Raw genomic sequence first — 22585 nt, 5'->3', positions numbered from 1 at the left:
TTTCGGAACTTGGAATCAGCGTGGCGTTCATCGTGGGAGGAGTGTTTGGCCTGCTAAATGGGGATATGCATCATTATGGGGTTCCAATCCTTTTCCCGCGAGTCTTTGCATGGGTTCTTATTTCTGTTGGAGTAGCTACGCCGTTATCGGCTTGGCTCTTGCGATCACCCTCACGCACCGAGAAGAAAGACAAATGACCAACCGCCCCGGCAGATTTCGAACTCCGGGGCGGTTTTAGTCTTGCATACTTCCGCGCCATGCAGCGCGACGACGGCCAAACCTTCACCCTGCACTACGACCAAATCGGCTCCCTGCGCGCTGTTGCCGACCAGCGCGGCAACGTGATACAGGAAACCCTGTACGACCCATTTGGCGGGATCATCGAGTCCACCAATCCGGCCCTGCGCATCCCGCTGGGCTTCGCGGGCGGGCTGCACGACCGATATCTCGGCTTCGTCCGCTTCGGCTGGCGGGATTACGATACCTTCACCGGCAGATGGACCGCGCCCGATCCCCTGGGCGATGCGGACGGCGATCCTGATTGGTATGGGTGTTGTCTGGGTGACCCCGTAAACGGGGTGGACCCGCCGCTCGCGCGAGGAACCCCCTACTTCACCTGACGGATGGACGCGCCGTGTTCGCGGTCGGGCCGCAGTTCAAAGATGTGCCGGGCCGCGTCGGCAAAGAGATCAAGCGGATGGTGGCTGATGACCAGGATCTGGAGGCCGAGGCGGGCCGCGATCTCGCTGATGAGTTGCATGAATCTGGGGATCAGGGCGGGGCGTATCCAGCAGTCCTGCTCGTCGAGCACCAGGAAGGGCCGGTGGGCCTCGGGCTGGAGCTGGGACAGTGCGATGAGCCGAAGGCCCACGGACAGGATGTTGCAGACCGAGCCGCCCTGGCCGGTCATGATGTCCTCCACCCGCTCGCCGTCGCCCTGGTTGTGGATCTCGAAATGGATCTGGAGCCGGTTGTTGCGCACCTCGCGCCGGGTGGCCACCACCCGGTCCTGGCCGAGAATCTCACGCACCGCATGGGTCAGGTTCAGTTCCACCTCGTCGAGCACCTGGCCGAACAGGGCCGTGGACAGCTCCTCCAGGGTGTCGCGGGCGCGCGGGGCCAGGGCCAGAAAATCGCGTACCCCGGCCAGCTCGGCGCGCACCCGGCCATGCTCGGCATGCCCGGTTTCAGCCAGGGCCGAGAGCCGGGCCAGCCGCTGCCGAGCCTCGCCAAGGTCGGGCATGGATTCAGCCCCGAAGAGCATCAGCCGTCCTGCTCCACACGGTTTTCCACTGCGGCAAGGTCAGCCTGAATCTGTTGGACATGCTCGCGGTAGGCCGCGACAACCCGCTCGTTTTCCTCGCGTTTTTTCTCAAGGAGTCCTTGCAGTGCCTCAGGGTCGCTGGTGCCGTATTCGGCCTGGGCCTGGGCCTTGAGCGCTTCGAGCTGGCTGGTCAGATGGGCGATGTCCTGCTCGGTGCGCACCCGCGTGTCGCGCAGCCGCTCGTAGTCGTTGCGAAGCTCGGCAAGCTCCTGTTCCAGTTCGACATCCCGCGTTGTGCCAGTCTTGTTGGGGTTGCTATTCGCCATGGGTGACCTCCTCGTAGAGTTCCCAGATGAGCGCCCCTTCCGGGGTCTCCCTGGACAAATTTTCCTGCAGAAACTGGCGCAACCCCATGCCCTCAAAGGTGCGCTTCCAGGCCAGCCGCTCCAGCCCTTTGATGAAATTGGACTGCCCCTCGGTCTCCTGGACTTCCGGCGGCAGCTCCTGATCCGGAAAGACCGCGTCAAAGGGCAGGTACGGCACTTCCCACCGCTCCAGCTCGACGCAGCCCGGCCTCCAGATGGCGGCCGCGGGTTGCCGGACCATGGAGCGGCGGGTGAAGGTCAGCCGGGTGATGTTGCCGGGATTGGCCCAGGTGGTCTGCCCCTGGCGCACCGTGGGCTGGGGCCGGTGGATGTGGCCGTTGATGATCCAGTCGATGCCGGGCAGCTCGCGGATGGCGTAGGCGCGGTCGTCGAACTCCGGGAACCGGATGTTGTGGTGGGTGAGCCAGACCACGGTTTGCGGATCGTCGGGCGAGCGCTCAAACCCTTTGGGCAGGGGCGCGCCGTCCGGGCTGGCGCAGACCAGGGCGCTGCCGGCGTCGGTTTCGAGAATGAACTGCGGCCCCTCCTCCTTCATCAGCCGGAGCACTCCGGCGGCCTCCAAGACCGCAATGGTCACGTCCTCGGTAAGGCGCGACTGGTACTTGTCGTGGTTGCCCACCAGCGCCCAGACCCTGCCCGGCCCGGTGCGCGAGCCGAAAAGGCGGATCAGCTCCACAAGCATCCTGTTGGAGTTGTCGCGGGGCCGATGGAAGAGGTCGCCCAGCAGCACCGGGACCATGCCGAGCTCGCGCGCCCGGTCCAGGCAGGCGGTCAGCTTGCTCATGATCTGCTCAAGATAGCCGTCGAGCCGCTGGCCCGGCGGAGTGTCCGCCAGATGCGGGTCGGCAACCAGGAAGAGCCCGTTGGCGCGGATGGTCTCAACGGCCATGGACATGCCCCCGATCAAGGAAGGAATCAGCGTCGATGCGCGCCCCGCAGGTGGGGCAGCCGCCCAGCTCGGCCAGCCGTGCTCCCAGGGTGTCCCTGACAGTCTGCAACCGGGTCTCCAACTCGGCCAGTTCACCCTCTGCGGCCTGTCGCAACCCGGTCAGGCGGCGCAGGTCGGCCAAGAGCGATCCCAGCCGCGCGTCCTGCTCCAGCCGGGGCGGCTCCGCAATGGTCCGCAACACGGCCTCCCGCCGGGCCACCCGCTTCAACCTGTAGCGGGCCGCGAGCATTTCATCAACAAGGGCAACGAGATAAGCAGAGTTTTCCATGGCCGTTGGCGTGAGCAGATCAGCCATGGCCCGGTTCCTGACCTCAGCCTTCCGCAAGCCAGCCGCCGTTTTTTGCAGACGCTCGCAGAGCTCGGCCAGCCGCCCGGTATCTTCGGAGAGAGGTGGCGCAGCCAGCGGGGCCAGGGTTGCGCGTGTCCGTCCAGCAGCTGCAAGGCGGTCGCTGGCACGGTCCATGTCCGCGACAAGGGCGCGCAAACCCGCAACCGGGCTGAGTTCCGGCACGCTCCCAAGAGTCTTGAGGATGGTTGCGGACCGGCCCAGGGCATCGCGCCCGGCCTCTGTGCGGCGAATATCCTTCATGTGCTGTTCAAGGATAGGCATGGCCCCTTGAAGTTGCTTTGCGGTGGCTTCCAGTTGGCGGGTTTCGCCCATGCGCAGGGTGATATCCGGCAACGCGGCCAGGGTGTCCAGCTCCGCCTCGATGCGGCGGGTTCGGGCCTCAAGCTCGCGCTCGCGCCGTTTGGCCTCGGTGGTCCGCGCCTTGAGGACGTTCTGCATGGCCAGCAGGTGGGCGCTTTCGGTGGACGCGGCAAAAAAAGCGGCCACATTGGAGTCAGGCCGGTTGAGCAAAAAGACCGGCTCGCGCTGGTTGCCCACGTGCACGTCGATGGGCTCGCCGGTTTCCAGCTCCACCAGATCGAGCCGCAGCAGGGCGCGCACCTCGTCGGGCACCTTGCCCTGGAGCTTCCAAAAGGGCTCCTCGGGTTCGCTGTTGCCGGGCAGGGTGATCTCGTAGCCCGCGCTGCGCTTCTTGCGAATCCAGACGACCTTGGCCCCGTCGTCCATCGTGAGCGTGACCCGCGCCTCTTTGGCGCCGTGGCGGATGCAGTGATTGGGCGCGGGATTGGTGGCCACGCAGCGAAGCGCCTCGACAATGGCGGACTTGCCGGTGTTGTTGGCCCCGGTCAACGCCGTGATCCCCGGCCCGAGTTCAAGCTCGGTCCGCTCGTGGGCCATGAAATTTTCAAGAATGATGGTGCGTATCATAGTGTCCAGGTCAAATCGCTCAACTCATCAAAATATTTGATAAAAGCTCTCTGTCTCACAAGCCTGGCGAGCAGGCGGTGGCAATGGTTCGAGTGCCAGACGCGAGGATCTGCATCTTCCGAAGCAACGACGCAATCGGGCCATTTACACCATCCCGAAGGGGGTTCAAAAATGTGTGAGTGCTAGGAGCAAGATTCAGGCAGGGCCGACGCTTACTCCTGGTACGCGAGGGTCTGCCTGGATCGCAGCGACGACGCAATCGCGCGTTTTTCAACCCCCTTCAGGGGTAGCGCGGTTTGGGGTGGCGTGTAAAGAACCAGGGGGCGGGGCCGAGAGCACGCATGGCCTCGTTATTGGCCTGCCAGCGCTCGGCCAGGGGGCCGGGCATCCCGTGATGGTCGCAAGGGAAGTCGGCGCACTGGAAACAGTAGTCGAGGCTGCGCTCGCGCACGCAGGCGGTCACGCCGCAGGACTTGAAGAGACACCCGGCCTCGCGGCAGCCGGTGCAGGAACCGGAAGCGAGATAGTCGAGGAGCCTGCGAAAGGCGGGATAGTCGCCAAAGACCGGATTCATGGCCGCGAACCGCTCGGCGTAGGCGGCGAAGTTGTCGCCCAGGGCGGCTTGCAGGGCGCGGGCGTTCTGCTGGATGGGTCCGCCGTCAAAGGCGAGGCAGGAGGAACAGAGCAGGCCGCAGGGCGCAAGCCGCGAGCGGACAAAGTCGGCTTCGGCAGGCAGGTGGCCGGAGTCGCGCAGCAGATCCAGGGCGGTGTCTACGGCCAGGACCACGAACTCGATGCAGCGTGACTTGACGTTCTGCTCCCTGAATTGTGCCTGTCCCTCGGGGGTGGCAAAGTCGCAGCCGGTCAGGTCATGGCAGTTGATGGAGCCGAAGGCCGTTCTGAACCGGTCCTGGAATTCCTGCGTCAGGGCGTAGGCCGGGTCGTGCTCGCCGCCCGGCGCGGGCCGCCCGGCAAAGAGGCCGATGCCCATGACCGCGCCGGACACCGCGCCGCACTGGCCGCAGGAGCGCGCCATGCCGCTGCAAAAGCCGGTGGCCATGGGCGTCAGGGGGCCGGGATCGCGGCCCCCCGCCTCGGCGATGAGCTTGAGGGCGATCTCGGCGCAATAGAGCGCGCCGCTGCCGAAAAGGTCTGCGACAACGGATTTCTGATGATCAAGCATGGGAATCCTCGCTTGGAGTGTGATGAGTGTCGGGTTCGCCCTGGGAACAAAGAAACGCACAAAACCCGATGGCCTCGTCGGTCAGCCGCGTCTGCCTGCCTGATCCAGAGTGCAGGATGAGCGGGGGCTCCACGCGCAGGCCGGGTTTGCCCGCCTTGACCGCCTCCACCAGGGCCATGCGCGCCTCCTGGTCCGACCTGCCGTAGACGAGGCGCAGCCGCTTGGGCGCGAGTCCGGCCTTGGAGAGCCCGTCCATGATCTCGGACAGCCGCTCGGGCAGATGGACAAAGGTGAACCGGCCCCGCGTCCGCAGGGCCACGGCAGCGCATTGGGCAAACAGGGCGAAATCCCCCCGGCTCTCAAACCGGGCAACAGCCCGGCTCTCGCCCTGGCTGACGCGTCCACAGCCAAGAGGCCGGTACGGCGGGTTGGCGACCACGAAATCCACCACCCGCTCGGACCGCCACTGGGCCACATCGGCCAGGGTGGCGGCGTAGCGGTCGGCGTAGTGAAGATTGACCGCGTTGAGCCCGGCCACGCGCACGCTTTCGGGATCGATATCCACCCCGGTCAGACGCAGATCAGGCTGGCGCAGGAGCAGGGCCAGGCCGACCACGCCGCAGCCGCAGCCGAGGTCGATGCCGACCTGCTCGCGTCCGGGCCGGGCAAAACAGGCCAGCAACAGCGAATCAAGGGAGAAACGGTAGCCTTCTTCGGGCTGGATCATGCCTCTGGGGAAGGCGTCGCGCCGGGCGAGGATGGCCTGGGTGTCGATTCGGGGCGCGGCAGGCGCGGTCATCCTTTTTTCCTTTTCAGACCGCGCCGGGCGCGCGAGCGGACCATGTCCACGAACAGGCGCGCCTCGTCCATGTCCAGGACCAGGGCCATGAACAGGTAGGCCGCCGCCCATACGGGCAGAAGCGCCAGCCACCACAGGCCCCACGAGGCAGAGAAATACGCGCCCACGCCCACGCCGAGGCTGAGGAGCAGAGTCTTGACCGACGCAACCAGCGGGACCAGGGACGCCTTGCGCTTGCGCGACAGATAGACGTGGAGCAGGACAAAATTGAGCATCGAGGAGAGACTGACGGCCAGGGCCAGCCCCACATGGGCCAGGGGGCGCATGAGCAGCAGCCCAAGGCCGATGTTGGCCGCAAGGCAGAGCACGGCGATCCGGACCGGGGTGCGGGTGTCCTCCAGGGCATAGAATCCGGCCACCAGCGGGCGCGCCAGGGCGATGAAGGGCAGGCCCACGGAATAAGCGATCAGGGCGCGGGAGGTGGCGGTCACAGCCTCGATGGTGAACGCCCCGCGCTCGAAGAGCAGGGAGATCATGGGCGCGGCCAGGGCGATGAGCCCGGCGGCGGACGGCAGGGCGATGAACAGGGTCAGCCCCAGGGAGAGGGACATGGCCGAGTCGTACTCGTCCATCTCGCCCCGCGCGGCCAGCCGGGCGAGGCTGGGCAGGGCCGCGGTGCTGATGGCGAGGCCGAACACCCCGAGCGGGAACTGGACCAGCCGGTCCGCATAATAGAGGTAGGAGACCGAGCCCACGGGCAGGAACGAGGCGAGCAGGGTGCCGAGCAGGATGTTGAGCTGGTAGACCGCCGCGCCGAACACGGTAGGCAGCATGAGCAGCCCCATGCGGGCCACGCCCTTGTTGCGCCACGACCAGGGGCCGCGCCAGGAAAACCCGATCGCGCGCAGGGCGGACTGCTGGGACAGCCATTGGCCGAACCCGCCGATGAGTACGCCGTAGGCCATGGAATAGGCCACGTTGAGCCCGGTCCAGTAGCCGAACAGGGCCGAGCCGATCATGACCACATTGAGCACCGAAGGAGCCATGGCCGGGGCCAGAAAACGGCCCTCCGCATTGAGCACGCCCATGCACAGGGCTACCCCGCAGATAAAGACCACATACGGGAAACAGATGCGCACCAGATCGACCGTGACGTCGAACAGCTCGGCATTGCGGGTGAACCCCGGCGCAATGGCAAGGGTCAGCGGCCCGGCCAGCAACTCGGCGGCAAGGGTGATTCCGCAGAGAATGACCGCCAGCCAGATCATGGCCGAACGGGCCATGGCCTGGGCCACCTCCTCGCCCTCCTCCTCGCGCAGCCGGGAGTAGACCGGGATGAAGGCCATGGTCAGCGACCCCTCGCCGAACAGCCGCCGCAGCAGGTTCGGGATGCGGAAGGCCACGAAAAAGGCATCGGCAAAGATCCCGGCCCCCAAGGCAAAGGCCATGATCATATCCCTAACAAACCCCAACACCCTGGAAACCAGGGTCGCGCCCGCCACCACGGCGGCGTTTCTGGCTATGTCCCTGCCGTGCCTGCTCACTGTTTTTCTCCGCCGCAAAGGCGTCGCGCTAACTGGTTGAAATCACGTTGACCACATTCTCTAGTCTTTTACTAGAGAAACTTTAATATTTCGATTTCGTTCGCTCTTCTTCTGATCTGGCTCGGGCATCGCCCGCTTGGAGCCCTGTGTACCGATTCTGTCAGAATACATCATAAACATTTAGAATCATACATCATGCCAGCATCGTCGGCCAATCTCGAAGAAACCTCCCAGCCAGCCTGCCCAGCCCCTGCCCTGCTCGACGACAGCGGCCTCTCCCCACCGGTCGCGGTCTGTGCAGCCCCTTTAGACCACAACGGACTTTCGCAGACGGTTGCGGTCTGCCGTCATGGCTCCGGCTGGCAGCGCGGGCAAAAGGTGGAGGTGCGCCCGGCCACCTTGACGGCAAACAGGATCGCCCCGCAGACCGCGCAGGGACTGCCCTTTCTGCCGTACACGGCAAAGCTGTTCTGAAAGGCCCCGGCATCGCCGCTGGCGTTGACATAGTCGCGGATGGAGCTGCCGTTCTCCGCAATGGCCTGGCGCAGCACGTCCTGAAGATGGGCGAACAATCGCTCTGCCCCGGCCCGGCCCAGCCGGTTGCCGCGCGTCTGCGGATGGATGCCCGCCCGGTGCAGGGATTCGTCTGCATAGATGTTGCCCACGCCTGCCACCACCGCCTGGTCGAGCAGGAGCGCCTTGATCCGCCCCGATCTCGACAAAACCCGCCCGGCCAGGGCCGCAGGGGGGGTGTCCAACGGTTCAGGCCCGACCCGGCACAGAAAATCCCACGTCTCCAACCCGCCCGGCGCAAAGGCGCGCACATACCCGAATCGGCGCATGTCGGCAAAGCAAAGGAGCGACCCGTCGTCCAATATGAACCGGGTCCGGTCATGGCGCTCCACAGGCCGCATGGGTCCATGGACCACGCGCCCGGTCATCTTCAGATGAAAGGCCAGGGTCGCGCCGTTGCCAAGCCCGATCAGCAGCACCTTGGCCCGGCGGCTCACCCGAACCACCCCGGCCCCGACCACCTTGGCCGCCAACGCAGCCCCGTCCTCACTCAACCGCGTGGGATCGACCGGCTCCACAGCCGCAATGACCCGCCCCACCAAAACGGCGTGCAGCCCACGGGCAATGACTTCAACCTCTGGCAACTCCGGCATGGCACCCTACGTACCCGATTTCCAATACGGAGAAAAGCGCGGAGGAGGGATGCCTCCGGCGGCCAGGGGGGAAACCTCTTGGAAGAGGTTTCCCCCCCTGGACCCCCCTTCCAGAACTTTGTGGCGCTCCGCCGCAAGGCGAGACTGGGGGAACAGAGCGGCGGAGAGCGGCGGAGAGGGCGTGGATGAGCGGAAAGGCAGAGCTTTTACAGAAAGTATGAACAAAAAGAAGCCTGCCTCGTGCGGACGCGCAGCCCCCTACGCCGCCATCAAGCCCTTGCTTGCCCTTCGCCCTTCCTGGCGGCGTAGACCCAAAAAGTTTGGGGCTGTACCAGATAACTAGCCCATATGTTTCTTAACCCACTGTTTCAGTTGCTTAAACTGTCTTTGTGGATTGGTGTTGTTAAAACGCCACTCACACTCCTTCAAGAATAGAGGAAAGTTCTTGGTCGGAATGCCGTTGAATTTCCTCATGTGGCGCTTGGCCTGGTTCCAAAAATTTTCAATCCCATTGATGTGGTTTTGCTTGTCGGCAAACAACCTCGAATGGTTGATCCTGAAGTGTTTGAACTCGGAAACGTCGAGGACATTGTAGCTGTAAAGAGCATCTGAGTACACGATACTGTCTGGTTGCACTTTCCCACGAATAATAGGCAGCAACGTCTTGCTCTTGGCGTCAGGAATCACCTGTGTGTATACCTTCCCGCCTCTTTTAAGAATTCCAAAAACAGGCACCTTGCCTGCGGCCCCTCGGCCCCGTTTGCCCTTCCGCTTTCCTCCGAAGTAACTTTCATCGACTTCAAATTCGCCAAAATCCATCCCTTCACCGGCCTCTTCTTCAGCTATGATTTCCCGGAGCCGATGAAAGTAAAAGGCGGCTGTTTTGACGTTCACTCCAACCAGATCAGCTGCACAGCGGGCAGTGGTGCCAGCTACAAAATGCTCAATCAATCGGAGCTGCTTTTTCTGACTCAAACGACTTTTTCGCATTGCCATACCGATAACCCAGAGGAGTTATCTGGTACAGCCCCAAAAGTTTTGAAAGGGGGGTCCGGGGGGAAAACTTTTCCAAAAAGACCCACCGCGTATTCGAGAAGCGAGTCCCCGCCGTGTTTTCCCAACATGGCGGGGACTTACTTTTGGCGATTCTCAGCGATTGCAGACTATTCCTGGTGACTTTGGAACAGAATCAACACATACTTTCACACAGGCTCAACACAAATAGTCTACGTATTTCAAGCAATCACAGCCAAGAAACTAAACCTCGTCAACATGCGGATAACGACAATAGCTACAATACTTCGTGTGCCCATGAAAAGCGAGGGCCCAAACCTCAAGTGCCGAAGGGAAGACTCGGAACGTCTTGCTTTTCGGCATCGCGGCAATGCTTTGATTTTATTTGTCTATTCTGCTTCGGCGTGTCCCTCCTGCATGAGGAATGACCTAGCACTTTGCCCCGGCTTCAGGAAGGGAAGGGCTGTCTTGCATTTGAGGTCGTGGGCAGCTGACCGAGGCCACTTAGCGTTCTACCGGCCAAAGGCATTCGAGACGGGATGACTACACGGCTTTTTCGATTCCGGATTCCTTGCCGTCTTGACACAGTTCGAGCAAGTCTTGGCCCAGCGTTCCTCCCCGTAGGCCTTGGGCCTAGTTGTCCGCTTCCCATATTGAAACGCCCATTGTGTGATTTCAGTTGCTTGTCAAGCTGAGTGATGAAACGGGCTGAAGAGACCTTAATTCCGCGGCAGCGGCGTCTTCAGCTCCTAGCCGACTGTACCTTGGTGGCTTCCGATCATGATTTCCAGGTCGCGCCGCAGCCTTTGTTCGTAGGCGACTGCCATTCTTCGGTTCTTCATGACCATGTCCAGTTGCTTGGTGTGAATCATGACGAATCCCAGAATTCTGAGCTTTTCCTCAAGCTCGGGACGGGGCAGGCCCTCGGCCCTGGCCAGCAGGGCGTCCTGACGCAGTTCGGTGCGAAAGCCGTATTCCTCCAGGATGTCGGCCACCAGCTCGGCCCGCAGGATGCGCCGATCCAGATCCGCCGCACCGCCCTTGAAGCGGAAACTGACGTAGTTCTCTTCCGCAACGTCACCCAGCAGGGCTTCAAGTGTGCAGAAGTGGAACCCGAACCGGGATTGGAGCGAGAGGAAGGTGTCGGTGATCATGAAGTAGTTCTTGACCTCAAAGCTGGAGGCCATGGCCGGCTCGATGTCCCGATTGGTGGCCGCCTGACTGATGATGGCGGCGAATCCCCTGACATCGAGCATCGGCGGACCGCTCCAATCCTTGGCGGTCATGCCTTCCCAGAGCACATGCAGGGGCCGGGAGGCGATGTTCTCGAAATCGATGAAACGATCCTGGGGCGGATTCCTGAATCCGTTGCCCAGGTCGATGAGCCAGTATTTGAGCGGCCTGCCCCTGTACCGGAGTTGTTTGGCCAGCCGATTGCGCACCGGCCCGCTGTCGGCGGCGAACAGCTCGCCAACGGACTTCTCGTGGCAGAAGCGGGTGATATCGTGCAGGGTGCGGCAGTATTCCGGGGTGAAATCGGGCGATTCGGGGTCGAGCAGGGTCAGGGGCACTATGTGCCGCGCCACGCTGGCGAGGGTGTTCATGACCGGGCTGCCGAGCATGAATCCCGGCCTCTTCTCTGCCTGATCGGCCAGCAGGCTCTCGGCACAGCCGGAATACACCCGGCCATGGGTTCCGTCCACAGTGACCATCTCACTGCCTTCCAGGAGCGAAACCGCGTTTTCAAGCCCAAAGACTGCGGGCACGTCGAACTCCCTGGCCACGTTTGCCAGATGCCCGGCTGCGCTACCGGTCTCGGCGACCACTGCGACCGCTTTGGAGAGCAGAGGCGCCCAGCGCGGCAGGGCCTGGGCCGTCACCAGCACTGCCCCTTCGGGAAAGGAAAAGGCATCGGCGTTCTTGCGGACCACGAAAACCTTGCCGCAGGCCGCGCCGGGCGAGGCGGGCTCGCCGTCGGAGAGCAGCAGGGGCAGCCCGGGAGTGTCCTCATTTTCCAGAACAATGGAGGCGTGGCTGGTCATGGGCCGTGCTTGGAGAAAGACCAGGGCTCCCTGGCGGTCGAGCACCCACTCCACATCCTGGGGCTGGCCAAAGTGGCGCTCCACGGCCAACGCCTTTCGGCACAGGTCAAGGATCACCGGGGTGTCTATGGCCTGGGCCAGGGCGTCCCGGCCTTGCAGCTGTATGTGGGCGATACCCTCTTGCGCGTCCAGCTGGGCCATGGAATCCTTCCGTGGGACATGGGATTGCACGATCCTTGGCGGATCGTCACGCGAGACCAGGTATCGGTCCGCCTGGATGTTGCCGTCCACCACCGCCGTGGGCAGACCCGGCGCGGCGTGGATGACCAGCCTGTGATCGACCGGGTTGACTGGGTCAAGGGTGTAGACCACGCCGCCTGCCGCCGCATCGACCATCAGCAGGCACCCGACGCACACGGCCATGCCCTCGTCGGGTATGCCCCGGTTCCAGCGGTAGGTCATGGCCGCGACGCCGTATTTGCTGGCAACGACCTCCTTGTATGAGCGGGCTACCTGCTCCAGCCGTACGCCCAGCTCGGTGCGGTACTGTCCTGCAAAGGAGGCATCCGGCAGATCCTCGCCAAGAGCCGAGGAGCGGATCGCCAGCCGGACCTCGTCGCCATGGTCGCGGGCGAGTGCCTGACAGTGCCCCTCGATGTCCTGGAGCAAGTCGTCAGGCAGCGGCGCGGCCACGATCATTTCCTGTATGGTCGAGGACAGGGCGTAGCGTTCGTCCAACCGGTCCACCTGCCGCTCCCGAATGAGGCCCTCGATCTCCGCAGTCAGCCCGGCATGTTCAAAAAAACGTCGGAACGCACTGGCCGTGATCACGAATCCGCGGGGCACGGCCAGTCCGATCCGGCCCAGCTCGCCAAGATTCGCCATCTTGGGGCCGACCTCGCCCGAATCCGCAGCGCCGATCTGCCCAAGCGGGAGCACCAGCGGTCCGGCCAGAGGCTCGCGGCCACCTTCCACATGACGGCCCATCTCCTCCTGAATGGCGCGCAAACGGCCAAAGAGCGCGTTGTAGCGGCCATTGGTCATGCCATTAAGGCAGCGGATCATCTTGAAGACGTTGGCCGTAGTCAGTGCACACATGCCGCGTATCTGCGGCACGCCGAACGGGGTGGCGCCGCGCAACAGCTCCTCGATTTCGCTCATGACCTCAAGAGCGAGGTTGTTGGAGCCGACAAGCTGCCGGAACAGGGAGCAGCGTTTGCGAAAATCGAGGCGCAGAGAACGCTCCAGCGTTTCGATTTCCTCGGGGTCGGCCAAGCCGACAAGCCTTGAAATCCTGGTCCAGAACGTGGTCATGGGCATACCTCGCAAGGCGGGGTTGGAGAGTCAGGCGTCGTGATTCACGTCCGGGTCCAGGGGGCTGGCCATGACGCCACGCTTGCCCGAGGCCTCTTCAATCTTGAGCACCAGCTCGCCGATGGCCACCGGTTTGATCAAATAGTCGTATGCGCCAAGCTCCATGCCGCGCAAAGCAGCCTCGGTGGATGCGTGGGCCGTGAGCAGCAGCACTTCCACCAGCGGGAAGAGACGGCGGATTTCCCTGAGGGTCGCCAGCCCGTCCATGCCGCCGGGCATGAGCATGTCCAGAATGACGACATCCGGCGGGAGAACGCCAATCGCGGCCAGCGCCTGTCGGCCATTGGAAGCCGTCTGGACGATGAATCCGCGGCGGTTCAGCCGCTTGGAGAGAAAGTCCAGCAGATCAGGCTCGTCGTCCACCAACAATACGGAAATGGGATCAGCCATGCCTTGCTTCCTTGTTTCGTCAGGAACGGTTCGCCCCGTGGGGCACGGAATCCGCCAGGGCCACGAAATAACCGGACCGGATGTTTGCATCCAGAGGCAGGACGCCGTTGCTGCCCTCGCGCCCCACCCTGCTGACCTGGAGTTCGCCCACGTCCCGCATGTTTTTGTCGAGGATGCGCAGCCGGTCGCCTGGATGCACGCCGTGCGCGCTGCCCAGCCCGACCATGATCTCCCACCCTGCCTTGCTCTTGGCCAGCTTGTAGACCGAGCCGATGCCGCGCGCCTGAAGCGCCGCCTCATCCCTGCCGGAGCGCAGATGCGAGAGAAACAGCATGACCAGAGCCAGGGGCAGGGCCATGAAGAATATCATGATGGGCTTGATGTCCAGGTGGCGTTCCGAAAAGGACGGCAGATCGGCGCGCAGCGACGCCAGATCCGGGAACAAACGGACCGTGTAGACCGGTTCCATGTCCTTGGTCTTGGACGCCGCGTTGAAGACCTGGAGCGTGTAGTCGCCGGGGTCTGCATTGGAGAGATCAAGCTCGCCGCGCCACAGGCGTCCCCTGAGTTCGACAAAACGGATCGTCAGGCCAGCCGCGTTCGTGGTGTAGCCGAGATGGCCCCGGATCGTTTCCATGTCCGGCTCTTCGAGCCAGCGGTTGGGGATCATCGGGGCGTCGTCCAGATCCCCGCTGATGGGGATGGTCTCGCCCGGCGTCAACCGAAACACCCTGGGCGGGCCAAAGGCCGCGCTGCAGGAATCGATCACCGACAACAGGACCACGGCGAAGATGATCAGGGCGATGCGGTTGAATGTCTTGCTGCTCATGGATTACGCCTTGCCTCTGGTTGACTGGTCGGCCCAGAACCTGCGGAATTTCCTCGCGCATGCGGCCAGGGCCACACCAACAATCAATCCGAGACCCAGAGAAAGAAAAAGCAGTATCAGCTGGTTCATGATCACGCTCCCTTTTGGAGTACCGGCTCTGGCTCGGGCGGCGACAGCCGCCTGATGGTCATCCACGCGCCGCCAAGGGTGATCATCGCGGCGGGCAGGTAGGTCTTGAGAAAGGTCGCCACCATGGTCTCCGGGTCCCGGTTGCACCAGTACATGGCCAGGCACAGTTCGGTCATCAGGAGAACGTCCATGATGATCACCACCACGCGCTGGGATGTCTTCAGGGGTTGCTTGGTTCTCATTGTCGTTCCTGTTCCTCCGGCTGGCCCGCCCGCGCCAATGGGGTGACCACGGGCGGACCGCCGGAGGGGGGGGTAGGGTGGTTACTTCTTCATGAGGTCTTGCTTGGACACGTTCATCACCTTGAGGGCGGTGTTCTTCTTTTCCGACGGCACATAGGAGAGGCGCAGCACATCGCCCGGTTCGGGCAGTATGCCTATCTTGGCCGTGGTCGTGTCGAATTCGATCATGGTGCCGGTGGGCTGTCCGTATTTGTGCTCCGGGGTGAAGTTCAGATCGTATTCCTCGATGACGAGGATTTTTTTGTCGGCGTCGTAGGAGACGCAGGCCCCCTGGGCCACATTCGCCGCCCAGGCCGTGGCGCATGCCAGGAGAACCAGCAGCGCCGCGTTCAGGAGGATGATCTTGGTATTTCGCATGTCATTATTCCTTTACAGATGCCGTTGTGGTTAGCCCTGTTCCCGCAGCTTCTTCTCGCGCAGTTCCTGCGCCGCGCCAACGAACATGATCTTCATGATGTAGATGCAGATCAGCGAGATGGTGCCCAGGATGAGGACAGCCGATGCAACCGGGTAACCATATTGCTTGAGGATGATGGAGATCATGCAGCAGAGCACGGCGATGCCGAACGCTACGCGGATGCCGTAGCCCTTGGCGTACTTGGTGGCAACAGTGCCTATCTGGGCGCCGATGGCCGCGCCGGTGAGCATGACGAACACGGCCACCAGCTCGATGCGTCCCTTCAGGGTGTAGGTGAAGGCGCCATACAGGCCGGAGATCATGACCTCAAAGAGGTCGGTGCCCACGGCGATGTGGGTCGGGCAGCCGATGAGGTAGACCAGGGCGGGCATGCGCAGCAAGCCGCCGCCGATGCCCAGGAAGCCGGCCAGGATGCCGGTCAGCAGGCTGACGAGAATGGGCAGCCAGGCCGAACAGGTGAAGCCGGCCTTCTCGAAGTGCATCATGGGGGGAATGCGGATCTTGTGCAGGGTCTTGTACCAGGTGATGCCCTCGGTGCCGTGCTCGCCGTCCACCTGCCCGTGCTTCTTCTTGGAAACGGCCTTGAAGTAGTCATAGAAGACCATGAGGGCGATCAGCCCCAGGAAGCCCACGTAGACCCAGCGAACAACGTCGCCGACCTTGCCGAGGCGTTCTAGGTACATGATCAGCTGCGCGCCAATCTCGATGCCGACCATGGTACCGACGACCATGACAAAGCCCAGTTTGTAGTCCACGTTGCCGAACTTGGAGTGGCGCATGGTGGAAACCATGGACTTGCCCGCGATGTGGGCAATGTCGGTGCCGATGGCAAAGGCCATGGGAAAACCGAGAATGTTGAGGCCGGGCGTGACCATCCAGGCGCCGCCCATGCCGAAGAACCCGCCGATGACACCCACGGAGAAACCGATGAGCACCAGGCCGGGCCAGAGGATCGTGACGCCCGCAATGGGCATGTACATATACATCCAACTGGTGTCGCCTAAGAATTCCATAACAGATTCCTCCTAGTGCTCGATAATCTTGCGTGACTTGAGATCCAGCCCGGTCCTGGCCATGATCACATCCATGAGCAGGCCAAGAAAGACGCCGTAGCCTGCGGTCAGTGCCACCGCCCACACGGCGAAGAGCAGGAGGTTGGTGTTGTACAGGTCGGCGAAGTACAGCATGATGCCGCTGTCCAGGACTCTGGTGTCCGCCACCACTATCAGTTCAGCCGCCTTTTCCCCTGCCGCGAGAGCCAGTTGGGGCATCAGAGTCAGCAGGCCCGCAAGCAGCGTTGCGAATTTCCACATTCTGTGCATTGAATTCCTCCGTTGTGTTTACTTGACCACGAGCACCGAGCAGGGAGAGTAGGTCACCAGTGCGCTTGCCACGCTGCCGATGAGAAATTTCTCCAGGTTGCTCTTGCCACGATGCCCTACCACTATGAGGTCCGCCCGGACTTCCTTGGCCACATCCAGGATCGTGTCCGCCGGGGAGATGCCGCTTTCCACCCTGGTCTTGAGCGACACGCCGTGCCTGGCGGCCACGGCTTTTGCCTCGTCCATGAGGCTCTTGGCCTCCCGTTCGAAACGGGCGATCAGTTTGTCCTGCACCCCTTCCACCACCCCAAGGTGGGGAATCACGCTGAGCGCCACCACCTCGGCCTTGCCAGGAGAGGCGAGTTCCAACGCCTTCTCCAGCGCAGCCTTGGCGAAACTTGATTCGTCCAGAGCTACCAAAATGACCATGTTCATTGCCTCGCTGTTAGAATTGTCATTCTTTCATCGCCCCGCATGGGAACTGTCCTTTTTGTCACCAAAGCAAGGCACATGCCACGACTATCGCGCAATCAATTTTGTCAACACTTTGAAAATAATGGAAATATTTTCGTTGACCATCTTTGCGCGATTGTGAGATTGTGCAAGAGCATAGACATTTAGCGAGCGGAGGCGCGGCATGAGACAGGACGGACAGGCATCAGGGCACGGTATTTTCAGATGGTTCCTTTCCTTAAGCCTGAGAAGAAAGCTCCTCTTCACACTGCTGCCAACACTGATGGGAATCCTGCTGATCACAGGATATCTGAACTACCAAATATCAAACAGATACACAGAGATAGGACTTGAACGTACGGCCAGGCTCCAGGCGCTGGCCATGGCCCACGAGGTGGAGATACGCCTTGGCGCATACCGCCAGGAGCTCCTGTTCATCGCCCATGGCCAGCTGGACGCGCAAAGCTTGCGCGACCATCTCGCCAGGAAGGACGCCTCGGGCGGATTGCCTGTCCGGGAGCTGGCTTTTTTTTCGCCCGAGCTGACGGGCCATATTTTCATGGTCGCCTGCGGCAGCGCCGCGTTCGAGGTGCCGGAGCCCATGCTCCATGCCGTCAAGCCGAGCCATTTCCTGCATTTCGAGGCCCTCTCCCGCCTAGCGCCCGGCGAGGTGATGCTGTTCCCGGTGGAGGAGGCCGAGTATCCCTTCCCCTTGGAAACCAATGCCAACAACAGGGTTTTTTCACCGGTCATTCGGATGGCGACCGTGGTTCCTGTGGGCGACAGCGGCCAGCGCGGGTATCTGTTCCTGGGGTTTGAGGCCAGGGAATTGCGCAACATCCTGTCCATATTCAACTCGACCCGTTCCCCGCTGCACGCCTTTTCGCGCAGCAACGAACTGCGCTTCTCCTATATGATCGACACCGATGGCTGGATGCTCTTCCAGTCGGAGTCCATCGAGCAGTCCGGGGCCGAAATATCGACCATGCTGGCCCGCGGCGGCCACGAGGGAACCCTGGGCAAGCCCGGCCTGGCTACGGCATTTCTCCCGGACAAGGCTGATGCGGCCTATTGGGACATGATCACGGACATCCGGGCCGGGCAGCAGAATTGCCTGATACTCAAGGATCAGGATAAGAGCCTGAATCAGGTCAACTCGCATTTTCTGGCCTATGCACCTGTCAGGTTCTATGGCGGCGGAGGCGGGCAGGCGCAGGTCGTCGGCGGCATCGCCTTTGTGGACAGGAGCCAGTTGACCCTGGTGGCCGGATACCGGCATCTGGACGTCATGTTCATCATCACCATCACCACCATCGGGATCATGACCCTGCTGGTCTACCTGCTCTCCCGGTACATCACCCTGCCCATCTTCCAACTGGCAAGGGCTGTGCGCGACATGGATCTGACCCGGCCCGAAGAGGTGGAACTGCCAGCCGCAGGCTTTGAAACCAACAACCTCAAGGCCGCAGTGAACAGCCTCGTGGCCCGGCTCCGGGACCAGATGGAGCAGACCTGGCGCAAGGATCAGGAATTGCTCCTGGTCAGCATGCAGGAACGGGCAAGCATCGACGAGAGCCATACGGACGGCGGAGCCATCTCGCCACTGCCCGAGATCATCGGGTCTGGCGTGAAAATTGCTCAGATGAAATCCGACATACTCAAGGCGGCGCGGGTCGATGTGGACGTGCTGGTGGTCGGCGAAACCGGCACGGGCAAGCAACTGGCCGCCGAGGCCATCCACAATCACAGCGCGCGGTCAGGCAGGCCCTTCATTTCGATCAACTGCGGAGCACTTGATGAGAACCTGTTGCTGGACACCCTGTTCGGCCACACCAAGGGGGCCTATACAGAGGCCAAGGGAGAGCGCAAGGGCGCTTTTCTCGAGGCGGACGGCGGCACCCTGTTCCTGGACGAGATCCAGGCCACCTCGCCCATGGGGCAGCAGGCGCTGCTCCGGGCCATCGCCATGCGCAAGATCAAGCCGCTTGGCAGTGACCGGGAGGTGGACGTGAACGTGCGCCTCATCGCCGCGACCAATGTGGACCTGACGGCCATGATCGAGGACAGAACCTTCCGTGAGGATCTCTATTACCGACTCAGGGTGCTGACCATCAACGTCCCGCCCCTGCGCGAGCACCGGGAGTCCATTCCGAGCCTCGCCCTGTACTATCTGCGTCAGGCCGAGGCGCTCGTGGGCAAGGTGGGGCTGGCGCTGTCGCGCGGGGCCATCGAGAAGATGAACGCCTATGGCTGGCCGGGCAACATCCGCGAGCTGGTCAACTGCATCACCAGGGCAGCGGTCATGGTCGAGAACGAGGTGATCCAGGCCAACGACATCCAGCTTGAGGAGGAGCGTCTGGCCGACTGGCATCCCCTGACACTGTCTTCTGTCCCTGTGGCCGCCCCGGCGGCGGCATGGGGAGGCGACGTGTCGGCAGACCCGCCCTTTGCTGCTGCAGCCACGCCGAGCGCCAAACCGGCCAGCGGCCCCGACCCGGCACTCCACCCATCCGGAATCAGGCTCAACGAACGCCAGAGCAAGGTCTATCCCCTGCTCGTCGCCAGGGGGGGCATCACCCGGAGCGAATACCAGGATTTCGTGGGCGACGGACTTCCCTCCAGAACCGCCATCTACGATCTGAACGATCTGGTCAAGAAGGGCTGTCTGGTCAAGGTCGGGAGCGGCCCGGCCACCCGGTATGAATTGAAAATGGCACGCAAGCCGTCACGAAACTGAAGCGAGGGGAAAATCATGTTCGGCTTTTTCGGACGCCTCTTCACCCGCCGACGTGACACCGGGGTGGATGTCCTGTTCAAGGACCGCTACACCAACTTCAAGGCAATCCTTGACGCCAACTCGGAGCTGCTGCGGCTGCTCTCCTCCATGGATCGCATGCTTGAGGGCAAAACCCTGTTCGGCATGGCCCATGTGCGCTCCCAAGGGGCGCGGGCGCTGTTCTACGCAGCCCGGATGGTGCAGGCCTACGAGCGCTTGTCCGGCCGCGCACAGCCGGGACTCCATCTGGCGCTGGAAACCCTGCGCGGCGGGATGGCCCCCCTGCTGGGCGATATTGGCCATCGTCCGTCCGTGGCCGAGCTGACGGTGCCGCATGTCCGCGTTGGGCGGCAGATGATCGACAGCGTGGGCGGCAAGAACGCCAACCTGGGCGAGATGGCCGGGGCCGTGGGCCTGCCTGTGCCGCGCGGGTTCGCCCTGACCACGGCGGCCTACCAGGCCTTTCTGGACCACAACCAGTTGGGGCCGGAGATCGACAAGGCCCACCGGGCCGTAGACCCCGAAAGGCCCGAAAGCCTGATGGAGGCCAGTCAGATCATCCAGACCCTGTTTCTGCATGGGGAGGTGCCCCCGGAGCTCGATCGAGCCATCCGGGCCACCTCTTTGGAAGTCTTCGGCTTGGGCGATGACCTGCGGCTGGCCCTGCGCTCCAGCGCCATCGGCGAGGACGGCGAGTTGTCCTTTGCCGGACAGTACAAGACCATTCTCGGCCTGACACCGTCCCGGCTGGTGGAGAGCTACAAACTCATCCTGGCCAGCCTCTTTTCGCCCAGAGCCATCGCCTACCGGCTGGCCAACGGCGTGTTGTCCGAGGAAACGGCCATGGGCGTGGCCTGCCTTGAAATGGTGGACCCCCTGGCCAGCGGCGTGGCTTATTCCCGCGACCCCATGGCTCCGGGCAAGGCCGAGACCGTGATCAACGCGGTCTGGGGGCTGGGTCCATACGCGGTGGATGGACGGGTGGACCCGGACACATACCGCCTCTCCCGGAGCGATCCGCCGGAAATTATCTCGTCGTCCTCACCGGTCAAGACGGTCATGCTTTCCCTGCGGCCCGGCGGCGGTGTGGAGGAACGTCCGGTTCCAGAAGAGGACCAAGGTCAGCCCTGTCTGACCCCGAATCAGCTTCGGTCCCTGAACGCATGTCTGCTGCGGCTTGAGGAGCACTTCGGTTCGCCCCAGGACGTGGAGTGGGCTCTGGACCACTCGGGCGGGCTGCTCTTCCTGCAATGCCGCCCCCTGCATATGGCCGGCGGGGCCTTTGTGCCGCCTGATCTGCCTGCCGTGGACGCCCCCGCTCTCCTTGAGGGTGCGGCGGTGGCCTGCCCTGGCGTGGGCTCCGGGCCGATCCACATGGTCCGCGACGAGGCCGATCTGGCCGGGTTCCCGCTTGGCGCGGTGCTGGTGGCCGAGCATTCCTCCCCCCTCTATTCGCTGGTCATGACCCGGGCGGCGGCAGTGGTCACAGAGCACGGCAGCGTGACCGGGCACATGGCCTCCCTGGCCAGGGAGTACCGTCTGCCCGCGTTGCTTGGAGCCGCAGGCGCGATGACCGCGCTGCGGAACGGCCAAGTGGTGACTGTGGACGCCTGGCTGGGGCGGGTTCTGGATGGCCGGGTGGAGCCGCTCCTGACCCTGGCCCCGGAGCAGGCCAGGGGACTTATGGAGGGGACGCCGGTGCATACGGCCCTGCGCTCCCTGGCCGATCTGGTGCTGCCCCTGAACCTGACAGACCCCAAGGCTCCAGGATTTGAGCCGGGGAACTGCCGTACCGTGCATGATGTGATGCGCTACGTGCATGAACGATGCTATGAGGCCATGTTCGCTATCAGCGATCTGGCCAGCGACCAGGGCGAGATGGCCCGCAAGCTTGAGGCCCCGTTGCCCCTTGATCTCCACGTCATCGACCTTGGCGGCGGGCTGGACGCTGCTGCCCTTTCCCGCAACATCAGGGTGGACCAGGTCGTGTCCGCTCCCTTTGCAGCGCTGCTCCGGGGCATGCTGGATGAGCGACTCCGGTCGCAGGAGCCCCGGCCCGTGGACATGGGCGGATTCATGTCGGTCATGACCCGGCAGATGTTCTCCACCGAGAGAGAGCGCTTCGGCGAGAAGAGCTACGCCATCATCACCGACAAATACCTCAATTTCAGCTCGCGGGTGGGCTATCACTACGGGGTGCTCGACGCCTATTGCGGCCAGACCGTGAACAGCAACTACATCAATTTCCAGTTCAAGGGCGGGGCCGCCGACGACATCCGGCGCAACAGGCGCGCGCGGGCCATTGGCATCATGCTGGAGGGGCTCGGCTTCCGGGTGGAGGTCGAGAAGGACACGATCAAAGCCCGCTTCGCCAAGTATCCGTGCGAAGAGATCGCATCACGCCTGGAAGGGGTGGGCAGGCTCCTGATCTACACCCGGCAGATGGACATGCTCATGAAGGACGAAGGGAGCGTTGACCGGCTGGCACGAAGTTTCCTCAATGGCGACTTCAGCCACAACGGCCAGCCGTCAACCGGCGGCACTGTGACCGCCGATTGACGGCCAGGACCGGTCACTTGCCGGCCTGCTTTTGCAGGTCCCTGCCCTCCTTGGCCAGCCGGATCATCTCCAGCACCTTGTGGGTCTTGGAGGGCTTGAGCAGATAATCCACCGCGCCCAGGTCGAGCAGGGTCACGGCGTCGTCCACCGAAGCGTGACCGGTGAGCACGATCACCTTGCTGTCCACGCCCATCCTGTTCAGCTTTTCAAGGGTGCCGATGCCGGAGAGGCCGGGCATCTTGACATCCAGCAGGATCACGTCGAAGTCCTCGCGCTGGAGCATGTCCAAGGCCTCCTCGCCGGAGTGGACCGCCCTGGCGGCCAGATCGTGCTCCTGGAGCAGCGTGACCATGTTACTCGCAAAACGCTCTTCGTCGTCCACGACCAGAACCGTTGTCTTTTCACTCATG

At 62.9% G+C, this 22585-nt stretch carries 21 protein-coding genes; 3 read left to right on the top strand and 18 right to left on the bottom strand.

What is annotated here, in order from left to right; translation table 11 throughout:
* Nucleotides 1-257: 257 nt before the first annotated feature.
* Nucleotides 258-620: an RHS repeat-associated core domain-containing protein gene (locus DAES_RS00685; protein ID WP_013513102.1), complete on the top strand. Its 363-nt coding sequence runs from the start codon at nucleotides 258-260 to the stop codon at nucleotides 618-620.
* On the opposite strand, the gene DAES_RS00680 is transcribed toward DAES_RS00685, so the two are convergent.
* From DAES_RS00680 to DAES_RS00600, 17 genes are all read right to left on the bottom strand, one after another.
* Nucleotides 608-1264 (bottom strand): hypothetical protein, encoded by a 657-nt coding sequence (locus DAES_RS00680; RefSeq protein ID WP_013513101.1) that lies wholly within the window; start codon nucleotides 1262-1264, stop codon nucleotides 608-610. The two genes, DAES_RS00685 and DAES_RS00680, sit on opposite strands and share 13 nt — an antisense overlap.
* Nucleotides 1264-1590, bottom strand: a complete 327-nt coding sequence (locus DAES_RS00675) for a hypothetical protein (protein ID WP_013513100.1) — start codon at nucleotides 1588-1590, stop codon at nucleotides 1264-1266. The genes DAES_RS00680 and DAES_RS00675 overlap by 1 nt, the downstream gene beginning before the upstream one ends.
* The gene (locus DAES_RS00670; protein WP_013513099.1) at nucleotides 1580-2539 is read right to left on the bottom strand and encodes a metallophosphoesterase family protein; all 960 of its coding nucleotides are present in this window, start codon (nucleotides 2537-2539) and stop codon (nucleotides 1580-1582) included. Before DAES_RS00670 ends, DAES_RS00675 begins: the two co-directional genes overlap by 11 nt.
* Complete coding sequence (locus DAES_RS00665; RefSeq protein ID WP_013513098.1) at nucleotides 2529-3875, bottom strand: AAA family ATPase; 1347 nt, start codon at nucleotides 3873-3875, stop codon at nucleotides 2529-2531. The genes DAES_RS00670 and DAES_RS00665 overlap by 11 nt, the downstream gene beginning before the upstream one ends.
* A 280-nt stretch (nucleotides 3876-4155) precedes the next feature.
* The gene (locus tag DAES_RS17140; RefSeq protein WP_013513097.1) at nucleotides 4156-5058 is read right to left on the bottom strand and encodes a C-GCAxxG-C-C family (seleno)protein; all 903 of its coding nucleotides are present in this window, start codon (nucleotides 5056-5058) and stop codon (nucleotides 4156-4158) included.
* On the bottom strand, nucleotides 5051-5857 hold the full coding sequence (locus DAES_RS00655) for a tRNA1(Val) (adenine(37)-N6)-methyltransferase (RefSeq protein WP_013513096.1): 807 nt from the start codon (nucleotides 5855-5857) through the stop codon (nucleotides 5051-5053). The genes DAES_RS17140 and DAES_RS00655 overlap by 8 nt, the downstream gene beginning before the upstream one ends.
* Nucleotides 5854-7401, bottom strand: coding sequence for a murein biosynthesis integral membrane protein MurJ (murJ, locus tag DAES_RS00650; protein WP_013513095.1), 1548 nt, complete (start codon nucleotides 7399-7401; stop codon nucleotides 5854-5856). The genes DAES_RS00655 and murJ overlap by 4 nt, the downstream gene beginning before the upstream one ends.
* Before the next feature lie 347 nt (nucleotides 7402-7748).
* A complete protein-coding gene (gene mutM / locus DAES_RS00645; RefSeq protein ID WP_013513094.1) occupies nucleotides 7749-8567 on the bottom strand; it encodes a bifunctional DNA-formamidopyrimidine glycosylase/DNA-(apurinic or apyrimidinic site) lyase in 819 nt (272 codons plus the stop codon).
* Between the two features lie 339 nt (nucleotides 8568-8906).
* Nucleotides 8907-9557, bottom strand: coding sequence for an IS1595 family transposase (locus DAES_RS00640; RefSeq protein WP_013513093.1), 651 nt, complete (start codon nucleotides 9555-9557; stop codon nucleotides 8907-8909).
* A gap of 773 nt (nucleotides 9558-10330) precedes the next feature.
* Nucleotides 10331-12937 (bottom strand): PEP/pyruvate-binding domain-containing protein, encoded by a 2607-nt coding sequence (locus DAES_RS00635; protein ID WP_013513092.1) that lies wholly within the window; start codon nucleotides 12935-12937, stop codon nucleotides 10331-10333.
* A 30-nt stretch (nucleotides 12938-12967) separates the two neighbouring features.
* On the bottom strand, nucleotides 12968-13387 hold the full coding sequence (locus DAES_RS00630; RefSeq protein ID WP_013513091.1) for a response regulator: 420 nt from the start codon (nucleotides 13385-13387) through the stop codon (nucleotides 12968-12970).
* Between the two features lie 19 nt (nucleotides 13388-13406).
* Complete coding sequence (locus DAES_RS00625; protein WP_013513090.1) at nucleotides 13407-14216, bottom strand: hypothetical protein; 810 nt, start codon at nucleotides 14214-14216, stop codon at nucleotides 13407-13409.
* Nucleotides 14217-14347: 131 nt separating this feature from the next.
* Nucleotides 14348-14587 (bottom strand): hypothetical protein, encoded by a 240-nt coding sequence (locus tag DAES_RS00620; RefSeq protein ID WP_013513089.1) that lies wholly within the window; start codon nucleotides 14585-14587, stop codon nucleotides 14348-14350.
* Nucleotides 14588-14668: 81 nt separating this feature from the next.
* Complete coding sequence (locus DAES_RS00615) at nucleotides 14669-15004, bottom strand: hypothetical protein (RefSeq protein ID WP_013513088.1); 336 nt, start codon at nucleotides 15002-15004, stop codon at nucleotides 14669-14671.
* A gap of 30 nt (nucleotides 15005-15034) precedes the next feature.
* Nucleotides 15035-16078, bottom strand: coding sequence for a sulfite exporter TauE/SafE family protein (locus DAES_RS00610; protein ID WP_013513087.1), 1044 nt, complete (start codon nucleotides 16076-16078; stop codon nucleotides 15035-15037).
* 12 nt (nucleotides 16079-16090) lie between these two features.
* On the bottom strand, nucleotides 16091-16387 hold the full coding sequence (locus DAES_RS00605) for a DVU0150 family protein (RefSeq protein WP_013513086.1): 297 nt from the start codon (nucleotides 16385-16387) through the stop codon (nucleotides 16091-16093).
* 18 nt (nucleotides 16388-16405) lie between these two features.
* A complete protein-coding gene (locus DAES_RS00600; protein ID WP_013513085.1) occupies nucleotides 16406-16816 on the bottom strand; it encodes a universal stress protein in 411 nt (136 codons plus the stop codon).
* A 406-nt stretch (nucleotides 16817-17222) separates the two neighbouring features.
* Here DAES_RS00600 and DAES_RS00595 point away from each other — a divergent pair, with 406 nt between their 5' ends.
* Complete coding sequence (locus DAES_RS00595; RefSeq protein WP_157864775.1) at nucleotides 17223-19577, top strand: sigma 54-interacting transcriptional regulator; 2355 nt, start codon at nucleotides 17223-17225, stop codon at nucleotides 19575-19577.
* 15 nt (nucleotides 19578-19592) lie between these two features.
* Nucleotides 19593-22175, top strand: coding sequence for a PEP/pyruvate-binding domain-containing protein (locus DAES_RS00590; RefSeq protein WP_013513083.1), 2583 nt, complete (start codon nucleotides 19593-19595; stop codon nucleotides 22173-22175).
* Between the two features lie 13 nt (nucleotides 22176-22188).
* On the opposite strand, the gene DAES_RS00585 is transcribed toward DAES_RS00590, so the two are convergent.
* Nucleotides 22189-22584, bottom strand: a complete 396-nt coding sequence (locus DAES_RS00585; RefSeq protein WP_013513082.1) for a response regulator — start codon at nucleotides 22582-22584, stop codon at nucleotides 22189-22191.
* Nucleotide 22585: the final 1 nt, after the last annotated feature.

This window comes from Pseudodesulfovibrio aespoeensis Aspo-2 (assembly GCF_000176915.2).
Taxonomy (GTDB): domain Bacteria; phylum Desulfobacterota; class Desulfovibrionia; order Desulfovibrionales; family Desulfovibrionaceae; genus Pseudodesulfovibrio; species Pseudodesulfovibrio aespoeensis.
Note: the sequence above shows the minus strand (reverse complement) of the source record. Positions and strands in the feature narration are given on the sequence as shown.